Annotated in this window: 10 protein-coding genes and 1 pseudogene; 9 read left to right on the plus strand and 2 right to left on the minus strand. The window is 72.1% G+C overall.

Annotated features, from left to right (window positions below):
- Positions 1 to 53 precede the first annotated feature (53 nt).
- From I2W78_RS35160 to I2W78_RS35195, 9 genes and pseudogenes are all read left to right on the plus strand, one after another.
- Positions 54 to 1,481, plus strand: a complete 1,428-nt coding sequence (locus I2W78_RS35160) for a flavin monoamine oxidase family protein (protein ID WP_196464276.1) — start codon at positions 54 to 56, stop codon at positions 1,479 to 1,481.
- A gap of 309 nt (positions 1,482 to 1,790) precedes the next feature.
- Positions 1,791 to 2,570, plus strand: a pseudogene (locus I2W78_RS35165) (DegT/DnrJ/EryC1/StrS family aminotransferase); the annotation flags it as partial.
- Positions 2,571 to 2,710: 140 nt separating this feature from the next.
- Positions 2,711 to 2,941, plus strand: a complete 231-nt coding sequence (locus tag I2W78_RS41245; RefSeq protein ID WP_307783998.1) for a DegT/DnrJ/EryC1/StrS family aminotransferase — start codon at positions 2,711 to 2,713, stop codon at positions 2,939 to 2,941.
- A 30-nt stretch (positions 2,942 to 2,971) separates the two neighbouring features.
- The gene (locus I2W78_RS35170; RefSeq protein WP_196464277.1) at positions 2,972 to 3,586 is read left to right on the plus strand and encodes a dTDP-4-dehydrorhamnose 3,5-epimerase family protein; all 615 of its coding nucleotides are present in this window, start codon (positions 2,972 to 2,974) and stop codon (positions 3,584 to 3,586) included.
- Positions 3,583 to 4,650, plus strand: coding sequence for a glucose-1-phosphate thymidylyltransferase (locus I2W78_RS35175; RefSeq protein ID WP_196464278.1), 1,068 nt, complete (start codon positions 3,583 to 3,585; stop codon positions 4,648 to 4,650). Before I2W78_RS35170 ends, I2W78_RS35175 begins: the two co-directional genes overlap by 4 nt.
- Positions 4,647 to 5,642, plus strand: a complete 996-nt coding sequence (gene rfbB / locus I2W78_RS35180; protein WP_196464279.1) for a dTDP-glucose 4,6-dehydratase — start codon at positions 4,647 to 4,649, stop codon at positions 5,640 to 5,642. The genes I2W78_RS35175 and rfbB overlap by 4 nt, the downstream gene beginning before the upstream one ends.
- Complete coding sequence (gene rfbH, locus I2W78_RS35185; RefSeq protein ID WP_196464280.1) at positions 5,635 to 6,939, plus strand: lipopolysaccharide biosynthesis protein RfbH; 1,305 nt, start codon at positions 5,635 to 5,637, stop codon at positions 6,937 to 6,939. The genes rfbB and rfbH overlap by 8 nt, the downstream gene beginning before the upstream one ends.
- Positions 6,936 to 8,321, plus strand: coding sequence for an NDP-hexose 2,3-dehydratase family protein (locus tag I2W78_RS35190; RefSeq protein WP_307783923.1), 1,386 nt, complete (start codon positions 6,936 to 6,938; stop codon positions 8,319 to 8,321). Before rfbH ends, I2W78_RS35190 begins: the two co-directional genes overlap by 4 nt.
- Positions 8,321 to 9,274 (plus strand): Gfo/Idh/MocA family protein, encoded by a 954-nt coding sequence (locus I2W78_RS35195; protein ID WP_196464281.1) that lies wholly within the window; start codon positions 8,321 to 8,323, stop codon positions 9,272 to 9,274. Before I2W78_RS35190 ends, I2W78_RS35195 begins: the two co-directional genes overlap by 1 nt.
- A gap of 233 nt (positions 9,275 to 9,507) precedes the next feature.
- Here the strand turns inward: I2W78_RS35195 and I2W78_RS35200 are convergent, their stop codons facing one another.
- Positions 9,508 to 10,128, minus strand: coding sequence for a TetR/AcrR family transcriptional regulator (locus I2W78_RS35200; RefSeq protein ID WP_307783924.1), 621 nt, complete (start codon positions 10,126 to 10,128; stop codon positions 9,508 to 9,510).
- 97 nt (positions 10,129 to 10,225) lie between these two features.
- Complete coding sequence (locus I2W78_RS35205) at positions 10,226 to 24,082, minus strand: type I polyketide synthase (protein ID WP_445330158.1); 13,857 nt, start codon at positions 24,080 to 24,082, stop codon at positions 10,226 to 10,228.
- Between the last annotated feature and the right edge of the window lie 129 nt (positions 24,083 to 24,211).

The following is a 24,211-nucleotide window of genomic DNA, read 5'->3' on the forward strand; positions in this document are numbered from 1 at the left end:
TGATCGCGCCGGCTCATCCGAACCGTCCTTCCCGCTCTCGAGGAGTGTCACACATGAGTTCCGAGCGCACTACACACAGCGACGCGCGGCCGGTGCGCGGTCCCGGTCCGGGCAGAAGGTCTCTGCTCAAGGCCGCCGGGGCCATGGCACTGGGTGTGCCGCTGGCGGCCGGCGGAGCGAAGTCCGCGTATGCCGACGAAGCCCCGGTGGACGTGATCATCGTCGGAGCGGGCTATGCGGGCGGCACCGTCGCCCGTGAGCTCAGTGCCGCCGGGATGCGAACGGTGGTCCTGGAGGCCCGGAACCGGATCGGCGGGCGCATCTGGACGGGCACCTTCGCCGGCGAGCGCGTCGAGATCGGCGGGGGCTGGCTCGGGCCCGAGCACCACCATGTGCTGAACGAGTTCAGGCGCTACGGCCTCACCACGGTCCAGGACGTGGCGGCCACGCGCATGGTCATGCCGACAGCCAACGGCTACGAGGAGGTCGACCCGGCGGCCGCCAGTGCCGAGCTGAGCGCCCTCAACCTGCGCCTGTACGAGGGGTCGGAGCAGTACTTCGAGCGCCCCGCGGAGCCGCTGTACCGCCGTGACCTGCTCGAAGAGGTGGACAAGCTGTCGATGGCCGACAGGATCGGCCAACTCGGCCTCGACCCCGTGCGCTACCAGTGGCTCAACGGAAGCGCCGTTCTCTACTCGGGCGGACCGAGCACCCGCGGAGCGCTCACCAGCATGGCCCAGTGGGAGCGGCTCGCCGCAGGTCGCCCCGAGCTGACCACGAGCCTCAAACCCGCCCAGGGCATGACCGCGCTGCTCCAGGCGATGCTCGACGAGTCGAAGGCCTTGGTGCGGCTCAACTCCCCCGTGACCAGGATCGTCCAGCAGTCCCGGATGGTCACCGTCGAGGTGGCGGGCGCCAGGCGTTACCTGGCGCCGGTCGTCGTGGTGGCGATCCCCACCAACATGTGGAAGACGATCACCTTCGAGCCGGGGCTGCCCCAGGCGCACGCGGACGCCACGACGGAGGGGATCGGCGTTCCACACGGCACCAAGATATGGATGCGCGTCAGCGGCGACACCGACGCGGTCTACGCGCAGGGCGACGAGCGCGCGGCCCTGCTGCAGATCGTGCCGCAGCAGCAACTCCCCGACGGCAGCCGACTGGTGATCGGCTTCAGCGGGCCTTCCCTGAACGTGTCCGACCGGGCGCAGGTCGAGGCCGCCCTGCGGGCGTTCCTGCCCAAGGCGAAACTGGTGGACTACCGCGTGAAGGACTGGGGGCGTGACCCCTACTCGCGCGGTGCCTGGGGGATGCGCCGGCCCGGCCAACTGCTGCGGCAGCTTCCCGCCGTCCAGCAGCCGCACCAGCGCGTCGTCTTCGCCGGCGGCGACATCGCCAGCGGCTGGCACGGCGCCTTCATCGACGGCGCGATCGAGTCGGGGCTGCTGGCGGCCCGCCAGGTCACCACGCTGCTCGGCTGACGGCCCGCGCGGGTGACGGGGCTGCTCGGCTGACGGGCTGCCGCGCCCGGAAAGGGGCCGCCGAAGGTCCGGCTGTGTTTCCCGGACCCCTCGGCGGTCCCGATTTGAATCAACCGGACACCGACTCGACCCGAGAAAAGGTCAATTCCCGATTCTCCGTCCCCGGGGAATGAATGATTACCGGCGCGTTACTGCCCCTTTCGGCGAGGCCTGTAGGTTTCTGGGTGCGGTCCCGGCGGCCCTCTTTTCCGTCGAACCGTCATCGCCCCGCGCTGGCCCACCCCCGAATACGCCGATCGGAGCATCACGATGATTAATGTCTTCCAGCCCAGCCTGGGAGCGGAGGAACTCGGCGCGATCTCAGAGGTGTTCGAGAGCAATTGGCTCGGTCACGGCCCCCGGACAAAGGAGTTCGAGGCCCGTTTCGCCGAGCATCTGGGCGTGGCCGCGGAACACACGATCTTCATCAACTCGGCCACCGCGGGGTTGTTCCTGAGCACCGAACTGCTCGGGCTGCGCGCCGGCGACGACGTGGTCCTCCCCTCGGTGAGCTTCGTCGCCGCCGGCAACGCCGTGGCCGCCTCCGGCGCCCGCCCGGTCTTCTGCGACGTGGACCCGCACACGCTCAACCCCACCGTCGCGCACGTCGAACGGGCCCTCACGCCGCGGACGAAGGCGGTCCTCCTGCTGCACTACGGCGGCTACCCGGGCGACATCGCCGCCATCGCCGACCTGTGTCGTGCGCGTGGCGTACGGCTGATCGAGGACGCGGCGTGCGCCGTCGCCTCGAGCGCGGACGGAAAGAAGTGCGGCACCTTCGGCGACGTGGCCATGTGGAGCTTCGACTCCATGAAGGTCCTCGTCACGGGCGACGGCGGCATGCTGTACGTACGCGACCCGGAACTGGCCCGTACGGCACGTCGGCTCGCCTACCACGGTCTCGAACAGTCCAGCGGGTTCTCCGCCGCCAGGGTCTCCGCACGGTGGTGGGAGCTGAACGTACGGGACTTCGGCCGCCGGATCATCGGCAACGACCTCACGGCGGCGATCGGCAGCGTGCAGCTGCGCCGGCTGCCCGAGTTCATCGAACGCCGCCGGGCGATCGCCGAGCGGTACGACCAGCTGCTCGCCGATGTCGAGGGAGTCCGGCTGCCCCCGCGCTGCCGGCCGGTCACTCGACCTCCTACTACTTCTACTGGGTCCAGCTGGACCCGGCGATCCGTGACCGAGTGGCCGCGGACCTCCTGGAGAAGGGGGTCTACACCACCTTCCGTTACCCGCCGCTGCACAAGGTGCCCGCGTACGGCGGTGACGGCGTGGTACTTCCCGGCACCGACACGGCCTCCGACTCCACCCTGCTGCTCCCGCTGCACCAGGGCCTCGACGACGCGGAAGTGCGAACGGTCGCCGACGAGTTCCGCAAGGCCGTCGAACACCGCACGGCCGAAGCGCGGGCCTGACCGGAGGCCGACGAGGAGAGGACCCTGTCCGTGCGTATCGCCGAAACCGCGGTCCCCGGGGCGTATGTCGTCACCCCCGACCAGCACACCGATGAGCGGGGCAGTTTCTTCGAAGGCCTGAGAGCCGATCTCCTGGAAACCGTCCTCGGCCATCCATTCGTGCCACGGCAAGTCAACTACTCGGCATCGCGTCGCAATACGCTGCGCGGAATCCACGGTGTGACCATCCCGCCGGGGCAGGCGAAATACGTCACCTGCGTCCGCGGCGCACTGCGAGACATCATCGTGGATCTTCGGGTCGGGTCTCCGGCCTTCGGCGCTTACGAGGTCAACGTCCTCGAAGCGGGGTCGGGTCGTTCGGTCTACATTCCCGAGGGCGTCGGCCATGGATTTCTGAGTCTCACCGACGACACCTGCATCTGCTACGTCCTGTCCAGCGAGTACGTGCCCGGCACTCAGATCGACATCGATCCCCTGGATCCCGATCTCGCCCTGCCGTGGGGTTTCACCGAGCCGCCGCTGATCTCCCGTAAGGACGCGACAGCACCCGGCCTCCGCGCGGCACGATCCGCGGGCATGCTCGCCACGTGGCAGGAGGCGACCAGGTGCGCACACACCACTGCCGCGAGGAAGGCGCTGTCATGAAGGCCCTGGTGCTGTCGGGCGGGGCGGGTACACGCCTGCGCCCCTTCAGCTATTCGATGCCCAAACAACTCATCCCGATCGTCAACAAGCCCGTCCTGGAATACGCCCTGGAGAACATCGTCGCCCTCGGCGTGACCGAGATCGCCGTCATCGTCGGTGACTGGGCGCCGCAGATCGCGGAAGTCCTCGGTGACGGGTCACGCTTCGGTGCCCGTATCACCTACGTCCACCAGGAACGGCCACTGGGCCTGGCCCACTGCGTCGCCCTGGCCCGCCCCTTCCTCGGCGACGACGACTTCGTCATGTACCTGGGGGACAACATGCTGCCGCAGGGCATCGGGGGCATCGCCGAGCAGTTCCGCACGCGCCGCCCGGACGCCCAGGTCGTGGTCTCCAAGGTCCCCGACCCCCGCGCGTTCGGGGTGGCGGAACTGGCACCTGACGGCTCTGTGATGGCGCTGACGGAAAAGCCCCAACAGCCGCGGAGCGATCTCGCGCTGATCGGCGTGTACTTCTTCACCGCCGCCATCCACCGGGCCGTCGCGGCCATCGACCCCAGCGCGCGCGGCGAACTCGAGATCACCGATGCCATCCAGTGGCTGGTCAGTCACGGTTTCGACGTCCGGGCCGGGGAGTACGACGGCTACTGGAAGGACACCGGACAGGCCGACGACGTGCTGGAGTGCAACCGTCGTCTGCTGGGCGAGCTGACCGCTCGCATCGACGGCGAGGTGGACGGCACCAGCGAGATCATCGGACCAGTCGTCATCGAGGCGGGGGCCCGGGTGCTGCGCTCACGTATCGTCGGTCCGGTGGTCATCGGCGCCGGCAGTGTGGTGGAGGACAGCAGGATCGGACCGGACGTGTCCATAGCCGACGACTGCGTCCTGCGCGCCACCCAACTGGCGGACTCCATCGTCATGACCGGCGCGTCCATCACCCAGGTGCCCGGCCTGCACGGCTCGCTCATCGGCCGCTCGGCCTCGGTCGGTCCCAGCGATCACGCGCAGGCACACCATCGTCTCGTGGTCGGCGACCACACCCGCGTGGAGGTGGCGGCATGAGGGTCCTGGTCACCGGCGGCGCCGGTTTCATCGGATCGCACTACGTCAGGACCATGCTGGCCGGTGGCTATGCCGGGTACGAGCAGGCCCGCGTCACTGTTCTGGACAAGCTCACCTATGCCGGCAACCGCGACAACATCCCGGTCGGCCATCCGCGTCTGGACCTCGTCCAGGGGGACGTCTGCGACCGTGCGCTGCTGCACGACCTGTTGCCCGGCCACGACGCGGTGGTGCACTTCGCCGCCGAGTCGCACGTCGACCGTTCCCTGGCGTCGGCGGACGCCTTCGTCAGGACCAACGTCCTGGGGACCCAGATCCTCCTGGATGCCTGTCTGGCCGCGGGCGTGGCCCGCGTGGTGCACGTGTCCACCGACGAGGTGTACGGGTCCATCGAGAAGGGGTCCTGGACCGAGGAGTGGCCCCTGCTCCCCAACTCCCCCTATGCCGCGTCCAAAGCGGCGAGCGATCTGATCGCCCGTGCGTACTGGCGTACGCACGCACTGAACGTGTCGATCACCCGCTGCTCGAACAACTTCGGCCCGTACCAGCACCCGGAGAAGCTCATCCCGCTCTTCATCACCAATCTGCTGGAGGGCACGCAGGTCCCGCTGTACGGGGACGGCTCCAACGTTCGGGAATGGCTGCACGTGGACGACCACTCCCGCGCCATCCAGCTCGTGCTGACCGGCGGCCGGGCAGGTGAGATCTACAACGTGGGTGGCGGCAACGAGCAGACCAACCTCGCTGTTACGGAGCGGTTGCTGAAGCTGTGCGGAGCGGATCACTCCGCCATCCGCCATGTCGCGGATCGCAAGGGTCACGATCTGCGCTACTCACTCGACGAGACCAAGATCCGCGAGGAACTGGGATACGCCCCGCGGATCGATTTCGAAGAGGGCCTGGCCGACACCGTCGCCTGGTACCGCGACAACGTGCACTGGTGGAAGGCGTCCAAGGAGCAGGCGCGTGCCGAAGGAGCGACAGATGAGTGAGCACAAGTCCCTGATCCTGGACGAGGTCCGCAAGTACCACCTGGATCTCGAAGGGGACAAGGCATTCATTCCCGGCGTCACCGAGATCTGGCCCTCGGGCGCCGTCCTGGACGCCGAGGACCGGGCGGCCCTGGTCGAGGCGGCACTGGAGCTGCGTATCGCGGCGGGACCCAGTTCCCGCACCTTCGAGTCGGCCTTCGCCCGCCGGCTGCGGCGCCGCAAAGCGCACCTGACGAACTCCGGTTCCTCCGCCAACCTGCTGGCGCTGTCCGCCTACACCTCGCATCTGCTCGGGGACCGCCGTCTGCGGCCGGGCGACGAGGTGATCACCGTGGCGGCGGGCTTCCCCACCACCGTCAACCCGATCGTGCAGAACGGCATGGTGCCGGTCTTCGTCGACGTGGAGCTGGGGACGTACAACACCACCGCGGACCGGGTGGCCGAGGCCATCGGCCCGAAGACCCGCGCGATCATGATCGCCCATGCGCTCGGCAACCCGTTCGAGGCCGCGGAGATCGCGCAACTCGCGCAGGAGCACGGGCTCTTCTTCGTCGAGGACAACTGCGACGGGGTGGGGTCCACCTACCAGGGACAGCTCACCGGCACCTTCGGCGATGTCACCACCGTCAGCTTCTATCCCGCGCACCACCTCACCATGGGCGAAGGCGGCTGCGTACTGACCTCGGATCTCAAGATCGCCCGCATCGTGGAGTCGCTGCGCGACTGGGGGCGGGACTGCTGGTGCGAGCCGGGCAAGAACAACACCTGCCTCAAGCGCTTCCAGTACCAAATGGGCACCCTCCCCGAGGGCTACGACCACAAGTACATCTTCTCCCACGTCGGTTACAACCTGAAGGCGACCGATCTCCAGGCCGCCCTGGGCATGACCCAGCTGGACAAGCTCGACGGGTTCATCGAGGCGCGCAAGCGCAACTGGCGGCGGCTGCGGGAGGGCCTGGACGGCCTGCCCCATCTGCTGCTTCCCGAGCCCACCCCCGGCAGCGACCCCAGCTGGTTCGGGTTTGTGATCACTGTGGACGCCGAGGCGCCCTTCAGCCGCGCGGAGTTGGTCGGTCACCTGGAGGAACGGAAGATCGGCACGCGGCGCCTGTTCGCGGGGAACCTCACCCGGCACCCCGCCTACCTGGACCGTGCGCACCGGGTCGTCGGCGACCTGGCCAACTCGGACGTCATCACCGAGCAGACCTTCTGGATCGGCGTGTATCCGGGGCTGACCGACGAGATGCTCGACTACGTGATCGGCACCGTGCGGGAGTTCGTGGGAGGCCGCAGGTGAGCCCGACCACCGCACTGCGACCCCGCGAGGACGCCGGACTGCACGAGCGGTTCGCCCGCTCCGTGCGGGCCAGGGACGCGGGGGCCCAGATGAGCACCGCCGACTTCGCCGACTGGCTTCGACGGCGTCGCCAGGCCCACCGGTTCCAGGTGGACCGCATCCCCTTCGCACAGCTCGACGGCTGGTCGTTCCAGCACGCAACCGGAAACCTGGCCCATCGCAGCGGCAAGTTCTTCACCGTCGAGGGCCTGTCGGTGACCACCCCGACGGGACCCACCCCCCACTGGCAGCAGCCGATCATCAACCAGGCCGAAGTGGGCATTCTGGGGATCCTGGTCCGGGAGTTCGACGGAGTGCTGCACTGCCTCATGCAGGCGAAGATGGAACCGGGGAACCGCAATTTGCTCCAGATGTCCCCGACGGTCCAGGCCACCCGCAGCAACTACACCAAGGTCCACCGCGGCGCGGACGTGAAGTACATCGACTACTTCGTACGGCCCGGCCGCGGCCAGGTACTGGCCGATGTGCTGCAGTCGGAGCACGGCTCCTGGTTCTTCCGCAAGTCCAACCGCAACATGATCGTCGAGGTGGAGGAGGACGTGCCGCTCGACGAGGACTTCTGCTGGCTGACCCTGGGGCAGATCGGCGAACTCCTGCGGCGGGACAACCTGGTCAACATGGACGCCCGCACGGTCCTGGCGTGCGCCCCCACCCGATACGCCGAGGCGGGCTCGCTGCGTTCCGACATACAGGTGCGGTCGTGGATCACCGCGGAGCGCTCCGCCCATGAGGTGCGGATCGAGCGGATACCGCTCGCGAACGTCGCCGACTGGGTGCGCGGCGACACGGTGATCGAGCACGTGAAGGGACGCTACTTCAAAGTCGTGGCCGTCTCGGTGGAGGCCGGCAACCGGGAGGTGCGCGGCTGGAGCCAGCCCCTGTTCGAGCCATGTGGACTCGGGGTGACGGCGTTCGTGACGCGGCGGTTCGCGGGCGTACCGCATCTGCTGGTCCAGGCCAAGCTCGAGGGCGGCTTCCTCGACACGATCGAACTGGCACCGACCGTGCAGTGCACGCCCGGCAACCACGCGGACGACACGGGGCGCGACCGTCCTCCCTTCCTCGACCTCGTGCTCAGCGCGGACCCCTCCCGCATCCCGTACGAGGCGGTGCACTCGGAGGAGGGCGGACGCTTCCTGAACGCGGAGAGCCGCTATCTGTTCGTGGAGGCGGAAGGGACCGATGACCTGGATGTCCCGCCGCCCGGATACGCCTGGGTCACGCCCGGCCAGCTCGCCTCCCTGGTACAGCACGGTCACTATGTCAACGTGCAGGCCCGCACGCTGCTGGCCGCACTCAACACCGGTGCGGTGACGCTCTGATGGAGCCCGTGCGCATCGCCGTGCTGGGGGCCGCGGACATCGCCAGACGCCGTATGCTGCCGGCGTTCGCGGCCTGTCCCCGCACCACGGTGACCGCCGTGGCCAGCCGCGACGAGGCGAAGGCCCGATCGGTGGCCCGCGCCTACGGCTGCCGCCCGCTGCACGGCTACGCGGCCGCGCTCGAGGACGACGAGACCGAGGCCGTCTACGTGGCGCTGCCCGCCGCCTTGCACGCCGAGTGGACGCGGGCGGCACTCCTCGCCGGCAAGCACGTGCTCGCGGAGAAGCCCCTCGCCCTGCGCGGCGAAGAGACGGCCGAGCTGCACGAACTGGCGCGCTCCCGCGGGCTCGCCCTGATGGAGAACGTGCTGTTCGTGCATCACTCCCAGCACGAGGAGGCGAGGAAGCTGGTGCGGTCGGGCGTGATCGGCCGACCGCACCAGTTCCAGGCGGCCTTCGCCGTCCCCCGACGCCCGCCTTCCGACATCCGTTACCAGGCCGAGCTGGGCGGCGGCGCCCTGTGGGACACGGGTGTTTATCCCGTACGCGCGGCGCTGCTGATGCTCGGTCACGAGCTGCGGGTCATAGGTGTGGTGTCCGGGCGGGGCCCGGGCGACGAGGTGGACACGGCCGCCAGTGCACTGCTGTCCGGGCCCGACGGAGTCGCCGTGCACCTCGCCTACGGCCTGGACCACGGGTACCGGAACTTCTACGAGTTCTGGGGCAGTGAGGGCCGGCTCGTCGTGGAACGGGCCTTCACGCCGAACGCGGACCACACGCCGGTGCTGCGTATCGAGCGTGGCGGGGAGGTGGAGGAGGTGCGGCTCGCCCCCGAGGACCAGGTGGCGAATGCCGTCCTGGCCTTCGCCGCGGCCGTCCGCGGCGGCGCGGCACCCTGTGCGGACGGGCTGCGTCAGGCGGAACTCCTGGACGAGCTGGCGGCCCGCCACTGACAGGCGCTCGGAGCGGGCGCCGGACGCTCTTGATGACGCGGGCGAGCGTTCGGCGCCGTGGCCGTGTCGATGAGCTGACCGATGAGTCGTGGGCGGTGATCGAGCCGTTGCTCGCGCCGTCGCGGATGGGCAGGCCCGGAGCGGATCGACCAGATCAACGGACGTGTCCGGCGCGGCGAATGCCTGTGCCGGCTCGACCGCGGCTGTCGCCGCCCTGACGTTGCGGGCGCGATCTAGCGGTGGGCGGAGATGAGCAGGGCCAAGTGCCGGCCGGCGATTTCCAGCGGCTCCTTGCTCCGGGACACCTGTGCCGCCAGCTCCGCGCCTTCCAGGGTGCTGATCACCGTGTGCGCCAGTTCCTCGGCCGTCGCGTCGTCGATCCCGGACGCGCGGAGCCGGTCCGCGACCAACTCCCGCCACCGTGCGAAAGCCCCCGCCGCCGCCGACTGGATGTCCGGCAGACGGCCGGCCGTGCCCAGCGCGGTGGTCGTGATGGGACACCCGTCGATCCAGTCCGATTCGCTCAGCCGCTCGGCGAGGTCGGCGGTGAACGTGGCGATGACCTGGGCGGGATCGTCGTCGCTGTCCAGCGCGGCGCGCAGGTCCGCGGCGAACGCCCGGTCGCCGTGGTCGATCGCGGCCAGCGCCAGCTCCTGCTTCCCGCCGGGGAAGAAGTGGTACACCGAGCCCATGGTGGCCTCGGCCTCCTGCGCGACCTGCTTGATGCCCGTGCCGTCGTAACCTTGCCGCTGCATGAGTCGAGACGCCGCTTGGACGATGCGCTCGCGGGTGCCGAGCGTCGGCTCGGAGGCGTCCGGCGACTGCTTCCTGCCCTTCGTTGGCGTCTTCTTCACGCCGCGAGACTACCAGATAGAGCGCTCATTTTAGAGTGCTTCCGAGAAGGGAGGGCCGTCCGCCCTGGACCGGACGGACGGCCCCACGGCCGATAGGTCAGTCGAGATCGTCGATCAGCGCGAACAACTCCTCGTCACTCGCCGACTCCAGATCCGCCCCCGCCGCGCCCCGTTCGCCCGTGTCCGCACCCATGCCCTCCACCAGGCGCAACAACTCCCGTAGGCGGGCCGCGACTTCGTCGCGGGTGCCGGTGTCCGGCAGGGACCCGATCTCGTCCCGCATCCGCTCCAGGCCGTCGAGGACCGGGTCCGTCGCCGGGCCCGTCTCGGCCTCGATCAGCCGCGCCAGATGGTGGGAAAGAGCGGTGGGGTTGGGGTGGTCGAAGACGAGGCTGCCGGGGAGCCGCAGTCCCGTGACCCGGCTGAGCTGGTTGCGCAGTTCCACCGCGGTCAGGGAGTCGAAGCCCAGGTCCTGGAAGGCGCGTTCCGCGTGCACGGCACCCGGGTCGGGGTGTCCGAGGACGGTCGCGGCCTGTCCGCGCACCAGCTCCACCAGGGCCGCCAGGCGTTCGGCCGAGCCCAGAGCGGCCAGCTGCCCCACCAGCGACGCACCGGGGTCCTGCGTCGCGGCCGGTGTCCTGCGGCTCGGCGGGACCGCCGCGAGGCCGCGCAGCACGGGCGGCACCGGTCCCGTCCCACGGCGCAGCGCCGTACGGTCCAGGCCCGTCACCGCCAGCACCGGCTGGTCGCCGGTGAGGGCCGTGTCGAAGAGCCTCATCGCCTCCTCGGAGGGCAGCGGAAGCAGTCCCAGCCGGGCCAGCCGACGCCGGTCCGTCTCGCTCAGTCCGCCGCTGATCGTGCTGGTCCGCTCCCACAGGCCCCACGCCAGCGATGTCGCCGGCAGGCCCTGGGCGCGGCGGTGGTGCGCCAGCGCGTCCAGGAAGGTGTTGCCGGCCGCGTAGTTGGCCTGCCCCGCGGTCCCGATCAGCCCGGCGACCGACGAGTACAGCACGAACGCCGTCAGCGGCAGTTCGCGGGTCAGCTCGTGCAGGTTCCACGCCGCGTCGATCTTGGGCCGTGCCACCGCGTCCAGCCGTTCCGCGGTCAGTTCGGCGAAGACGGTGTCGTCCAGTACGCCGGCGGTGTGCACCACGGCGGTCACCGGGAACTCGTCCGGCACCGTCGCCAGCACACCGGCCAGCGCCGCACGGTCGGCCGCGTCGCAGGCGGCGAACGTGACCTCGGCGCCCAACTGCCTCAGTTCGGCCGCCAGTTCGGCGGCGCCCGGAGCGGCCTCGCCTCGGCGGCTGAGCAGGAGCAGACGCCGCGCGCCGTGCTCGGCGACCAGATGCCGGGCCAGCACACCGCCCAGCGTGCCGGTGGCGCCTGTGACCAGCACGGTCCCCTCGTCCCAGCGGGGCGAGGCGTACGCCTCCTGGGCGCGGGCCCGGTCGAGGCGGGGCACCCACGCCGTACCGCCGCGCAGGGCCAGCTGCTCCTCGCCCGTAGCGACGGCGGCGGGCAGCCCGGGCGCGTCCTGGGTGTCGACGTCGACGAGGACGACACGGCCGGGGTTCTCGGTCTGCGCGGCCCGGATCAGGCCCCACACGCCGGCGTGCACCAGGTCGGTGATGTCCTCGGCGGGAGCCGCCGCCACGGCACCCCGGGTGACCAGCACCAGCCGCGCATCGGCCAGACGCTCATCGGCGAGGAAGGCATGCACGCGCTCCAGAACCCGGGCCAGCTCGACCCGCGCGAGGCCGGCGATGCCCTCCCCGCTCGCGACGCCGTCGGCGCCGTACCCCGCAAGGGACCACAGCACGGTGTCCGCGCCGGCCCTCGCCACCTCCTCCAGAGTCGCGTACGACGGCGCCGAGGCGACCGGTGACGGACCGACGGCCGCCCATCCGGAGGTGTCCACCGACTCCACGGGCGCCACCGGCGACCACGTCATCGGGAAGAGCCCGTCCGGCCCGGTGTCCGCCGCCGCCCGCAGCGAGTCCCGCGACCACGGCCGCAGCGAAAGGGACTCCACCGACGCCACCGGCACGCCCGCGCCGTCCGCCACCATCAGCGACGCCTGCAGCGTGTCGGCCCCGGCGTCCGACAGGCTCAGCCGCACCCGCAGTGCCGTGGCCCCGGCGGCGTGCACCCGCACACCCGACCAGGCGAACGGCAGCCGCGCCGGCCCGGTCTCCTCCGCCACCCCGGGCAGCAGGGGATGCAGCGCGGCGTCGAGCAGCGCGGGGTGCAGCAGATAGCGCCCCGCCTGCTCCCGCGCCCCGTCGGGCAGCATCACCTCGGCGAACAGCTCGCCCTCGCCTTCGCCCCGCCAGATCCGGCGCAGGCCTTGGAACACCGCGCCGTACGCGTAGCCCTGCTCCGCCAGACGCTCGTACACCCCGTCCAGCGGCAGCTCGCGCGCCCCCACCGGAGGCCATACGACCAGGCCCCGGTCCACGGGCGCCGGCGTGCCGTCCGCGGCGGCGAGGAAGCCGTGAGCATGTACCGTCCATGCCCCGTCCTCCTCGTCCGTGTCAGTACGCGAGTGGATCTCCACCGACCGTCGTCCGGTGTCGTCGGCCTCGCCCACCGTCAGCTGCAGCCGGACGGCGGCATGCTCGGAAAGGACCAGGGGCGCGGCCAGGGTGAGGTCATCGACCAGCCCGGCGCCGAGTTGCTCGCCCGCGCATGCGGCCAGCTCCAGCAGCCCCGTCGCGGGCATCAGCACGACCCCGCCGACGGCGTGGTCGGCGAGCCACGGCAGGCTGCGGACCGAGAGCCGGCCGGTGAACAGGAACTCGTCCCGGCCCGCCACGCCCACGGCCGCCCCGATCAGCGGGTGTTCCACCGCCCGCAGGCCGAGCCCGGAGGCGTCGGCGTCCGGGGCCGGAGCGTCCAGCCAGTAGCGCCGGCGCGCGAAGGCGTACGTGGGCAGCGGCACCGTACGGGCGCCGGGGAGGGCGGCGGCCCAGTCGACGGGGGCGTCCGCCATCCGCAGCGAGGCGAGCGCGGCCATCGCGGTCTCGGGCTCCGGCCGATTGCGGCGCAGCGCCCAGGCCAGAGCTCCGGACTCCTCGGTGAGCGAGCCGCGCACCAGTGTGGTCAGGGTGCGGTCCGGCCCCAGCTCCAGGAAGCGCGTCACCCCCTGGGCCTGAAGGCTGCGTACACCGTCGTGGAAGCGGACCGCCTCACGGATGTGCCGCACCCAGTAGTCGGGCGACGTCAGGTCCTCGTCCGTGGCCAGGTCGCCGGTCACGTTGGAGACGATCGGGATGCGCGGCGCCCGGAAGTCCAGTCCCTCGGCCACGGCGCGGAACTGCGCGAGCACCGGGTCCATGTGGGGGGAGTGGAAGGCGTGACTGACCGTCAGTCGGGTGGCCCGGACGCCGCGCTGCTGCCAGGACCACGCGAACGCCTCCACCGCGGACGCGTCCCCGGCTACCACGACGGCCCGCGGCCCGTTGACCGCGGCGACGACGAGCACCCCGTCCTCGCCGCGGGCGTCGAGGGCCTGCCGTACCTCCTGCTCGCTCGCCTCGATCGAGGCCATCGCGCCACCCGCCGGCGCGGACTGCATCAGCCGGCCGCGTTCGGCGACGAGCCTCGCCGCGTCCGCCAGGTCCAGCACGCCCGCCACGTGCGCGGCGGCGACCTCGCCGACGGAGTGACCGAGTAGGACGTCGGGCGTCACGCCGTGGTGCTCGAACCACCGGAACAGCGCCACCTCGATCGCGAACAGCGCGGCCTGGGTGAAGACCGTCTGGTCCAGCAGTGCCGACTCGACCGAGCCCTCCGCCGCGAACAGCACCTCCTTGAGCGGCCGGGCCAGGGACTTGTCGAGGTGGTGGCACGCCTCGTCCAGGGCACGGGCGAACACCGGTGACGCGGCGTACAGTTCGCGACCCATGCCGAGGCGCTGGCTGCCCTGGCCGGTGAAGAGGAAGGCGGTACGGCCCGGCCGGGCCCGGCGGCCGGACACGACGGCGGGGGAGGAGCCGCCGTCGGCCAGCGCCCGCAGCCCGTCCAGGAGTGCGTCCCGGCCGGTGGCGACGACGGCCGCGCTGTGGTCGAGCACCGCGCGGTCGGTGGCCAGCGAGTAGCCGATGTCGGCGGGTGTCGCCTCGGGGTGCTCGGTGACATGCACGAGGAGCCGCGCGGCCTGGCGGCGCACCGCGTCCTCGGTGCGGCCGGACACGATCCAGGGCACGACCTGCGCCTCGGAGGCGGGCCGTTCCCGCGTCACGGCGGGGTCCTCGGCCGCGGCCCGTTCCCCGGCCGCAGTCGGTTCGGCGGTCGGAGTTCCCTGCCCAGCCTTGGTCCGTTCCCCGGCCGCCGGGTCCGGCATCCGCTCGATGATCACATGGGCGTTGGTGCCGCTGATGCCGAACGAGGAGACACCCGCGCGGCGCGGCCGGCCGGTCTCCGGCCAGGGCCGGGCCTCGGTCAGCAGCGTCACCGCGCCCGACTCCCAGTCGATGTGCCGCGACGGCTCGTCGGCGTGCAGTGTCCTGGGCAGCACACCGTGCTCCATCGCCTGCACCATCTTGATGATGCCGCCGACCCCGGCCGCGGCCTGCGCGTGCCCGATGTTCGACTTCAACGAGCCCAGCCACAATGGACGTTCGGACGTGTGCTCCTGCCCGTAGGTGTTCAGCAGCGCCTGCGCCTCGATCGGATCGCCCAAGGTGGTGCCGGTGCCGTGCGCCTCGACGGCGTCCACGTCCGCGGCGCCGAGTCCGGCGGCCGTCAGGGCCTGGCGGATCACCCGCTCCTGCGAGGGCCCGTTGGGGGCCGTCAGCCCGTTGCTGGCGCCGTCCTGGTTGATCGCCGTACCCCGGACCAGGGCCAGCACCCGGTGGCCGTTGCGCCGCGCATCGGAGAGCCGTTCCACCAGCAGCAGCCCCACACCCTCCGACCAGCCGGTGCCGTCCGCCGACGCCGCGAACGCCTTGCACCGGCCGTCGGCGGACAGGCCCCGCTGCCGCGAGAACTCCACGAACGTCGTCGGCTGCGCCATCACGGTCACGCCGCCGGCCAGCGCCAGGTCGCACTCCCCGCCGCGCAGCGCGTTCACCGCCAGATGCAGGGCCACCAGCGACGACGAGCACGCGGTGTCCACCGTCACCGCCGGACCCTGCAGGCCGTAGGTGTAGGCGACCCGGCCGGACAGCACGCTGGACAGGTTGCCCGCCAGCAAAAAGCCCTCGAACTCGCCCGGCGCGGCGGCCACGCGGGCCGCGTAGTCGTCGTACATCGCTCCGGTGAAGACGCCGGTGGCGCTGCCGCGTACGGTGGCCGGGTCGATGCCGGCGCTCTCGAAGGTCTCCCAGGCGGTCTCCAGCAGCAGCCGCTGCTGCGGGTCGGTGGCCGTCGCCTCCCGGGGCGACATACCGAAGAACTCCGGGTCGAACAGGTCGGCCTCGTGCAGAAAGCCGCCGTGCCGGGTGTAACTCGTGCCCGGCTTCTCCGGATCCGGGTCGTACAGACCGTCCACGTCCCAGCCGCGGTTGACCGGGAACTCGCTGATTGCGTCCGCCCCGTCGGCGACCAGCCGCCACAGGTCCTGCGGCGACGCCACCCCGCCCGGGTAACGGCAGGCCATCCCCACGATGGCGATCGGCTCGTCGGACGTGCCCGTCGCCCGGGTCCGTCCGCCGACCGCCGATGCCTTGGCAGTCACGGCGCCGGCCAGCAGATGCGCGGCCACGGCGTCCGGCGCCGGGTGGTCGAAGACCAGGGTGGTGGGCAGCCGGAGTCCGGTGGCCGCGGAGAGCTGGTTGCGCAGCTCCACACCGGCCATCGAGTCGAAGCCGAGGTCACTGAAGGAACGGTCGGCGGCGACTGCGGAGGGTCCGGAGTGGCCGAGCACGGCGGCGACCTTGGTCCGCACCAGGTCGAGCACCGCCTCCTGCCGCCTGTCCTCCGGCAGGGCGGCGATCTGCCGCGCCCAGTCCGGTCCGGCCGCACCGTCCGGGCGACTCCGCGTGGTGCGGCGTGGCCGAACCGGCAGCAGGTCGCGGAAGAGGGCGTGCGGCTCGCCGGCGGCGATACGGTCCAGCCGCAGCGGCACGGGTGCCAGCAGCGGAGTGTCGGTGGACAGTGCGGCGTCGAACAGGGCCAGTCCCGCCTCCGGGGTCAGCGGCGGCAGGCCGGCCCGCTCCCAGCGGGCGATGTCGGCCTCGGTGAGCGTGCCGCCCATGCCGTGGCGGGCGTCCCACAGGCCCCAGGCCAGCGAGACCGCGGGCAGGCCATGGGCGCGGCGGTGGTGCGCCAGCGCGTCCAGGTAGCTGTTGGCCGCCGCGTAGTTGGCCTGTCCGGCGGTACCGGTGAGCCCGGAGACCGAGGAGAAGAGGACGAAGGCCTCCAGATCCATGCCCCTGGTCAGTTCGTGCAGGTGCCGGGCGCCGTCCGCCTTGGGCGCCAGTACGGTCTCGAACTGCTCCGGAGTGAGGGACAGGGCGGTCGCGTCGTCCAGTACACCGGCGGTGTGCACGATCGCGGTCAGCGGACGGTCCTGCGGAACCGACGCCAGCAGCGCGGCGAGCGCCGCCCGGTCGGCCACGTCGGCGGCCGCCAGCCGCACGGAGGCGCCGGCCTCGCCCAGTTCCGCGGCGAGTTCCCGGGCTCCGGGGGCGTCCGGTCCTCGGCGGCTGGTGAGCAGCAGATTCCGCACCCCGTGCTCGGCGACCAGATGGCGCGCGAACAGCGCGCCGAGGCCTCCGGTGCCACCGGTGATCAGAACCGTGCCGTCACCGCCGAGCCGACGTGGCTCGGCGTCCGCGCCGGTGGTGGCGGTGAGCCGCGGCACCCTCAATCGCCCGGCCCGGACGGCCGTCTGCGGCTCACCGGAGGCGAGGGCGGCGGCCAACGGTTTCTCGGCCGGGCCCGGGTCGGCCGGATCGAGGTCGATCAGCACCAGACGGTCCGGGTGCTCCGACTGCGCCGAGCGGACCAGCCCCCACACCGGGGCTGCGGCAAGGTCGGTGACGTCCTCGCCGGGCAGTACGCCCACCGCCCCGGAGGTCACCACGGCCAGCCGCGCATCGGCGAACCGCTCGTCCGCCAGGAACTCCTGCAGCAGGCCCAGGGTGCGCCGCACGGCCTCGCGTCCCGTGCCGGCTCCGCCCGGCACCCGGGCGACGACCACCTCGGCCGGCTCCACAGCGGCGAGTCCCTCATCGGCCGACACCCAGGTCGGCCGTGGCCGCTCGGCCGCCACCTCGACGACCGGCCAGTGGAGCTCGTACAGGGAACCCGCGGTACGCGTGGGCACGCTCAGCCGGTCCGTGGCGATGGGCCGCAGTGTGAGGGAGTCCACCTCGGCGACGGGCGCGCCGGTGGCATCGGCGAGCAGCAGACTCACGGTGTCGGTGCCCTGCGGGCGGATCCGTGCCCGCAGCGTCGTGGCACCGGTGGCGTGCAGCGCGACACCCGACCACGCGAAGGGCAGCCGGATGCGGCCGGACGGGTCGTCGGACGCGGCGTGCAGCACCAGCGGGTGCAGTACGGCGTCCAGCAGCGCCGGGTGCAGGCCGAAGCGGTCGGCTCCGTCGGCCGGGTCTGCGGGTAGTCGTACCTCGGCGTAGACGTCCCGCTCGTCGCGCCAGACCGCCACCAGGCCCCGGAACGCCGGACCGTAGTCGTAGCCGAGTGCGGCGAGCCTGGCGTAGACGTCGTCGAGCGGTTCGGGCACGGCGTCGGCGGGCGGCCACTGCGCCGGCCCTTCGCCAGGTTCCGGCTGCTGACGCGTCAGCGTGCCGGAGGCGTGCCGGGTCCAGTGTCGCGCGGGTGCGTCGCCGGAGTCCGGACCGGCGTGGACGGTGAAGGCGCGCCGCCCGTCGGCGTCCGGAGCGGCCACGCTCACCTGCACGCGCGTGGCCTCGCCCCGGTCCAGCGGCAAGGGCGCCTCCAACGTCAGGTCCTCGATGTGTGGCACTCCCAGGTGGTCCCCCGCGGCCATGGCGAGTTCGAGGAACGCGGTGGCGGGCAGCAGCACGGTGCCGGCGATGGCGTGGTCGGCCAACCAGGGTTGGCCACCCAGGGAGATACGGCCGGCCAGGACGGCGTCCTCGCGCTCCGCGAGGTCGAGGGACGTGCTCAGCAGCGGATGTCCGGCCGGGTCCAGGCCCAGACTGCGCGCATCGGCGGGCGGCTGCGGGGCGAGCCAGAACCGCTCCCGCTGGAAGGCGTACGTGGGCAGGTCCGCCGGGGCCGCGCCGGGGAAGAAGGTCGCTCCCTCCAGCGGGGCTCCGGCGACGTGGGCGCGCGCGAGGCCGAGCGCCACGCCGAGGGCTTCCGGGTGGCCCGGGCGCATCAGCGGTACGGCGGTGACCGGGGCGTCCTCGGCGGCGCTTCGCACCAACGCGCTCAGGACGGCGTCGGGGCCGGTCTCGACGAAGACCGTGACGCCCTGGCGCAACAGCTCCCGGGCGGCGTCCAGGAACCGTACGGTCGACCGGATCTGTCCGCTCCAGTAGCCGGGCGACATGAGCTGCTCGGCCGTGGCCGACTCACCGGTCACCGTGGAGACGATCGGTATCCCGGGCGGACGGAACTCCAGCCCGGCGGCGATCTCGTGGAACTCCGCCAGGACGGCGTCCATGTGGGGCGAGTGGAAGGCGTGACTCACCTTGAGCGCGGTGGTTCTGCGTCCCCGGGCCCGCCAGGTGGCGGCGACTTCCTCGACCGCCGAGGCATCACCGGAGACGACCACCGAACGGGGGCCGTTGACAGCGGCAATGCTCATCTCCCGGTCCCGGCCGACCAGCGAGGCCAGCACCTCTTCCTCGGTGGCCTGGACGGAGACCATGGCACCGCCGGGCGGGGCGGCCTGCATCAGGCGCGCCCGCGCGGCCACCAGGATCGCGGCGTCACGCAGCGAGAGCACTCCGGCGGCATGAGCCGCGGCCAGTTCGCCGATGGAGTGCCCGGCCAGGATGTCCGGAGTCATCCCGTGATGCGTGAGCATCCGGAACAGCGCGACCTCCACCGCGAAGAGCGCGGGTTGGGTGTAGCTCGTCTCGTCCAGCAGCGCCGCGTCCGTGCTGCCCTCCTCGGCGAACAGCACGTCCCGCAGCGGACGCTCCAGACGGCCGTCGAACGCGGCGAGCACCTCGTCGAGCGCCGTCGCGAACACCGGGTGCGCCGCGTACAGTTCCCGGCCCATGCCCAGGCGCTGCGCGCCCTGGCCGGTGAAGAGGAAGGCGGTACGGCCCGTCGTGGCGGTGCCCGTGACCACGTCCGGACGTCCGGCGGCGGTGCCCTCGGCCAGTGCGTCGAGCGCGTCGAGCCGGTCCGCGACACTGTCCCCGAAGATCGCCGCCCGTGCCTCGAACGCCGTCCGGGTGGCGGCCAGGGTCCAGCCGACCGATCCCGTGTCGGCGTCTTCGTCCAGATGCGCGCGCAGTTTGGCCGCCTGACCGCGCAGGGCCCGTTCGTCGCGGGCGTACAGCAGCCACGGCGCCGGAACGTCCGGCACGTCCTGTGGCGGAGGAGTGTCGTCCGGCTGCCTCCCGGTGGCGGGGCCGAGGCCGTTCGGTTCCGCGCCGGTGGCGGGATCGAATTCGAGGACGACGTGAGCGTTGGTGCCGCTGATGCCGAACGAGGAGACAGCGGCGCGCCGGACCGTCCCGTGACCGGGCCACGCCCGAGCCTCGGTCAACAGCTCCACCGCGCCGGCGGACCAGTCCACGTGCGGTGTGGGCTCGTCGACGTGCAGGGTCCTGGGCAGGACGCCGTGACGCATGGCCTGCACCATCTTGATCAGCCCACCCACGCCGGCCGCCGCCTGGGCATGGCCGATGTTGGACTTCAGCGAGCCCAGGTACACCGGCTCATGCCCCTGCCGGCCGCTGCCGTACGTGGCGAGAAGCGCCTCCGCCTCGATCGGGTCGCCGAGTGTGGTGCCGGTCCCGTGCGCCTCCACCGCGTCCACGTCCGCGGTCGTCAGCCGGGCGTCGGCCAGGGCTTGGCGGATGACGCGCTGCTGGGCGAGGCCGCTCGGCGCGGTCAGGCCGTTGCTGGCACCGTCCTGGTTGACGGCGGAGCCGCGGATCACCGCCAGAACCCGACGGCCGTTGCGGCGAGCGTCGGACAGCCGCTCGACCAGCAGCATGCCCACGCCCTCGCCCCAGCCGGTACCGTCGGCCGCCGCGGCGAACGACTTGCAGCGCCCGTCGGACGCCAGTCCCCGTTGCCTGGAGAACTCCACGAACATGCCCGGCGAGGACATCACGGCCGCGCCGCCGACCAGTGCGAGGCTGGTCTCCCCGCACCGCAGGGAACGGATCGCCAGGTGCAGCGCGACCAACGAGGACGAGCAGGCCGTGTCGGTGGTGACGGCGGGTCCGAGCAGCCCGAGCTGGTAGGCGATACGGCCCGACATGACGCTGGCCGTGCTGCCGGTCAGCAGGTTGCCCTGCACGCTCGGCGGCGCGTCCTGCAGGCGCGGGCCGTACTCCAGTGACGTCGCGCCCACGAAAACGCCGGTGCGGCTGCCGCGCAGCGTGCCGGGGCGCACCCCGGCCCGCTCGACGGCTTCCCAAGCGGTCTCCAGCAGCAGCCGCTGCTGCGGATCCATGCCGAGCGCCTCGCGTGGCGAGAGCCCGAAGAACGCGGCGTCGAAGTCGCCCGCGTCGTGCAGGAAACCACCCCTGCGCACTGAGCTCTTGCCCTGCTGGGCGGGATCCGGGTCGTACAGGTCCTCGTCCCAGCCGCGGTTGTCGGGGAAGGCGGAGACGGCGTCGACTTCGTCCCGCACGAGCCGCCAGAGGTCCTCCGGAGTGGCGACTCCGCCGGGGTAGCGGCAGGCCATGCCGATGATGGCGATCGGCTCGCCTTCCTCGGCGGCCCGGGCGGCACCCTCCTCGTCCGCCCCGGCACCGCCCAGCAGCTCGGTCTGGATGAACTCGGCCAGCGCCTGCGGTGTGGGGTGGTCGAACAGCAGCCCGGTGGGCAGCGCCAGCCCTGTGGCCGAGGCCAGGGAGGTGCGCAGCTCCGTGGTCATCAGCGAGCTGAAGCCCAGCTCCCGGAAGGGCAGGTGTGCCTCGGCGCGCTCGTCGCCCGAGTACGCGAGGACGGCGGCGATGTGTTCGTTGACGAGTTCGGTGACCACCCGCCGCCGCTCGGGGGCGGAGAGCCCGGCCAGGCGGCGGCCGAGCTTACCGCGCGGATCGGCGGCCTCGTCGCCGTCGCCGTACGGCAGACCGCCGGTCCCGTCCTCCTGCGCGGAGGCCGGCGCTGCCGGGGCCGCCGGGGAAAGGGGGCGGGGCTGACGCACCGGGCCGTCCAGCCAGTACCGCTTGCGCTGGAAGGCGTACGTGGGCAGCGGGACCCGTCGGGTGCCGAGGCCCTGGTACACGGCGGCCCAATCGACCTCGGCACCTCGCACGAACGCGGTGGCCAACGCGGTCAGAAGTGTCTGTGGCTCGGAGCGGTCGGGGCGCAGCGCGGACACCGCCGACACCGCGGGGACGGACTCCTCCCGCGGTGACCGCGTCTGGCTCGTCTCCGCGGCGAGCGGGGCGAGGACGCTGTCGGGCCCCACTTCGACAAACGTTGTCACGCCGTGCCCGGTCAGCGTCCGCACCGCGTCGGCGAATCGGACCGTCCCGCGCAGCTGGTCGGTCCAGTAGCCGGCGCTGCGCAACTCCTCGCCGGTGGCGATCCGCCCCGTCAAGGTGGAGACGACGGGCACCTCGGGCGCGTGGTAGGTCAGCCGATCCGCCGCCTCGCGGAACTCGTCGAGGATCGCCTCCATGTGCGGGGAGTGGAAGGCATGGCTGACGGTCAGCCGCCGGGTCCTGCGGCCCCGACGCGCCAGTTCCCCGGCGACCGCCTCGACCGCGTCGGGGTCGCCGGAGATCACCGTGGCGTCCGGCGCGTTGACCGCGGCGACGGCCACCTGGTGCGCGCGCCCTTCGAGCAGGGCCGTGACCTCGTCCTCCGCCGCTCGCACGGCGACCATGACGCCGCCGCGGGGAGCGGACTGCATCAGCCGGGCCCTGGCCGCCACGAGCGCCGCCGCGTCGTGCAGGTCCAGCACCCCGGCCACATGGGCGGCGGCCAGTTCGCCGATGGAGTGTCCGGTGACGAAGTCGGGGCGCAGCCCGAACGACTCCAGCAGCCGGTAGACAGCCACCTCCACCGCGAACAGGGCGGGTTGGGTGTGCACGGTCTCGTCCAGGCCGTGCCCGGTACGGATGATCTCCGCCAGCGGTCGCTCAAGATGGGGGTCCAACGCGGCGGCCACGGCATCGAACGCGGCGGCGTACGCCGGGTAGGCCGCGTACAACTCCTGCCCCATACCGATACGTTGGGCTCCTTGTCCGGTGAACAGGAACGCCGTCCGGCCGGGTCCGGCCACGCCCGTCACCACGCCGGGCGCCGGGCGGCCGACCGCCAGTGCCTCGATGCCGTCCACGAGCCCTGGTGCGTCGGCGGCCACGACGACGGCCCGGTGGCGAAAGACCGTTCGAGTGGTGGCCAGGGACCAGCCCGTGTCGAGCGCCGACGGCTGGTCCGGGGCGGCCGCGTGGGCGTGCAGGCGCTGTGCCTGGGCCCGCAGGGCGCTCTGCCCGGCCCCGGTGACGACCCACGGCAGGGCGGTCGGCGCCGACCGGGAGGGTGCGTCCTCGGCTTCGGCGGGCCGCGGGCCCTCAGTGAGCACGACATGGCAGTTGGTGCCACCCATGCCGAATGAGCTGACGCCCGCCACCAACGGCCGGTTCGGGTGTGGCCATGGCGTCAGCTCCCGCTGCACGGCCAGCCCCAACTCCTCCAGGGGGATGTCGGGGTGGGGCACGGCGAAGTTCAGGCTCGGCGGCAGCTGCCGGTGGTGCAGGCTGAGCAGCACCTTGATCAACCCGGCGACGCCCGCCGCGCCTTCCAGGTGACCGATGTTGGTCTTGACCGATCCGACGCGCAGCGGCTCGCCTCCCGGGCGCTCGGCGCCCAGGGCGCCGCCGAGTGCGGCGGCCTCGATGGGGTCGCCCACGGGCGTACCCGTGCCGTGCAGTTCGACGTACTGCACCTCCTCCGGTCCCAGGCCCGCCTGCTCGCGGGCGGACCGCAGCACCTGCTCCTGCGCCTGCCTGCTGGGGACGGTCAGGCCGTCGGTGGCGCCGTCGTTGTTCACCGCGCTGCCGCGGATGACGCCGTAGATCCGGTCCCCGTCGGCGCGGGCCTGCCGCAGCGTCTTCAGGACGACGACACCGGCCCCCTCGCCGGGGACGAAGCCGTTGGCCCGCGCGTCGAAGGTGTAGGTCACGCCGTCGGGGGACAGCGCGCCGAAGCGCGCCTCCGTGACGGTGTGCTCCGGGAGGAGGTTGAGGTTCACACCGGCGGCGACGGCGGCGGTGGACTCGCCACTGCGCAGACTCTCGCAGGCCAGATGCACGGCGACGAGTGAGGAGGACTGGGCGGAGTCCACGGTCAGGCTCGGGCCGCGCAGCCCCAGCAGGTGCGAGACGCGGTTGGCGATCACACCGCGGTTCACCCCGGTCATGGTGTGCTGGGTGAGCGCCTCGGTGCCACGCTGATACAGCAGGCTGGCGTAGTCGTCACGGAGGGTGCCCACGAACACGGCGGTCCGGCTGCCGCGGAGCGAGGCCGGGACGATGCCGGCGTCCTCCAAAGCCTCCCAGGCCAGCTCCAGAACAAGGCGCTGCTGGGGATCCATGGCAGCGGCCTCGCGTGGCGAGACGGAGAAGAAGGCGGCGTCGAAGTCGCCGACCCCGTTGAGGAATCCGCCGCGGCTCACCGCCGCGGGCGCGTCGTCGTCCCACCGGCCGGGGGGCACCTCGGCGATGGCGCAGGTGCCCTCGCTCAGCAGTTTCCAGAAGGCCGTGGGCCCGTCGGCCCCGGGAAGGCGGCAGGAGATCCCGACGACGGCCACCGGCTCACTCCGCTGGACGCGACCGTCGACTGATGCCTGAGTGCGCTCACTCATCATGGACTTCGGCTGACCTTTCATCACTGGATCACTCCGGGCCAATGGAACGGCAGCTCCTCCAATGCCGGGCCATGCGGCAGTAATCGCCTCAGTAATCAGCAATCGCCGGGCAGAGGGAATCAGGTGCGG

The organism is Streptomyces spinoverrucosus (assembly GCF_015712165.1).
Taxonomy (GTDB): domain Bacteria; phylum Actinomycetota; class Actinomycetes; order Streptomycetales; family Streptomycetaceae; genus Streptomyces; species Streptomyces spinoverrucosus_A.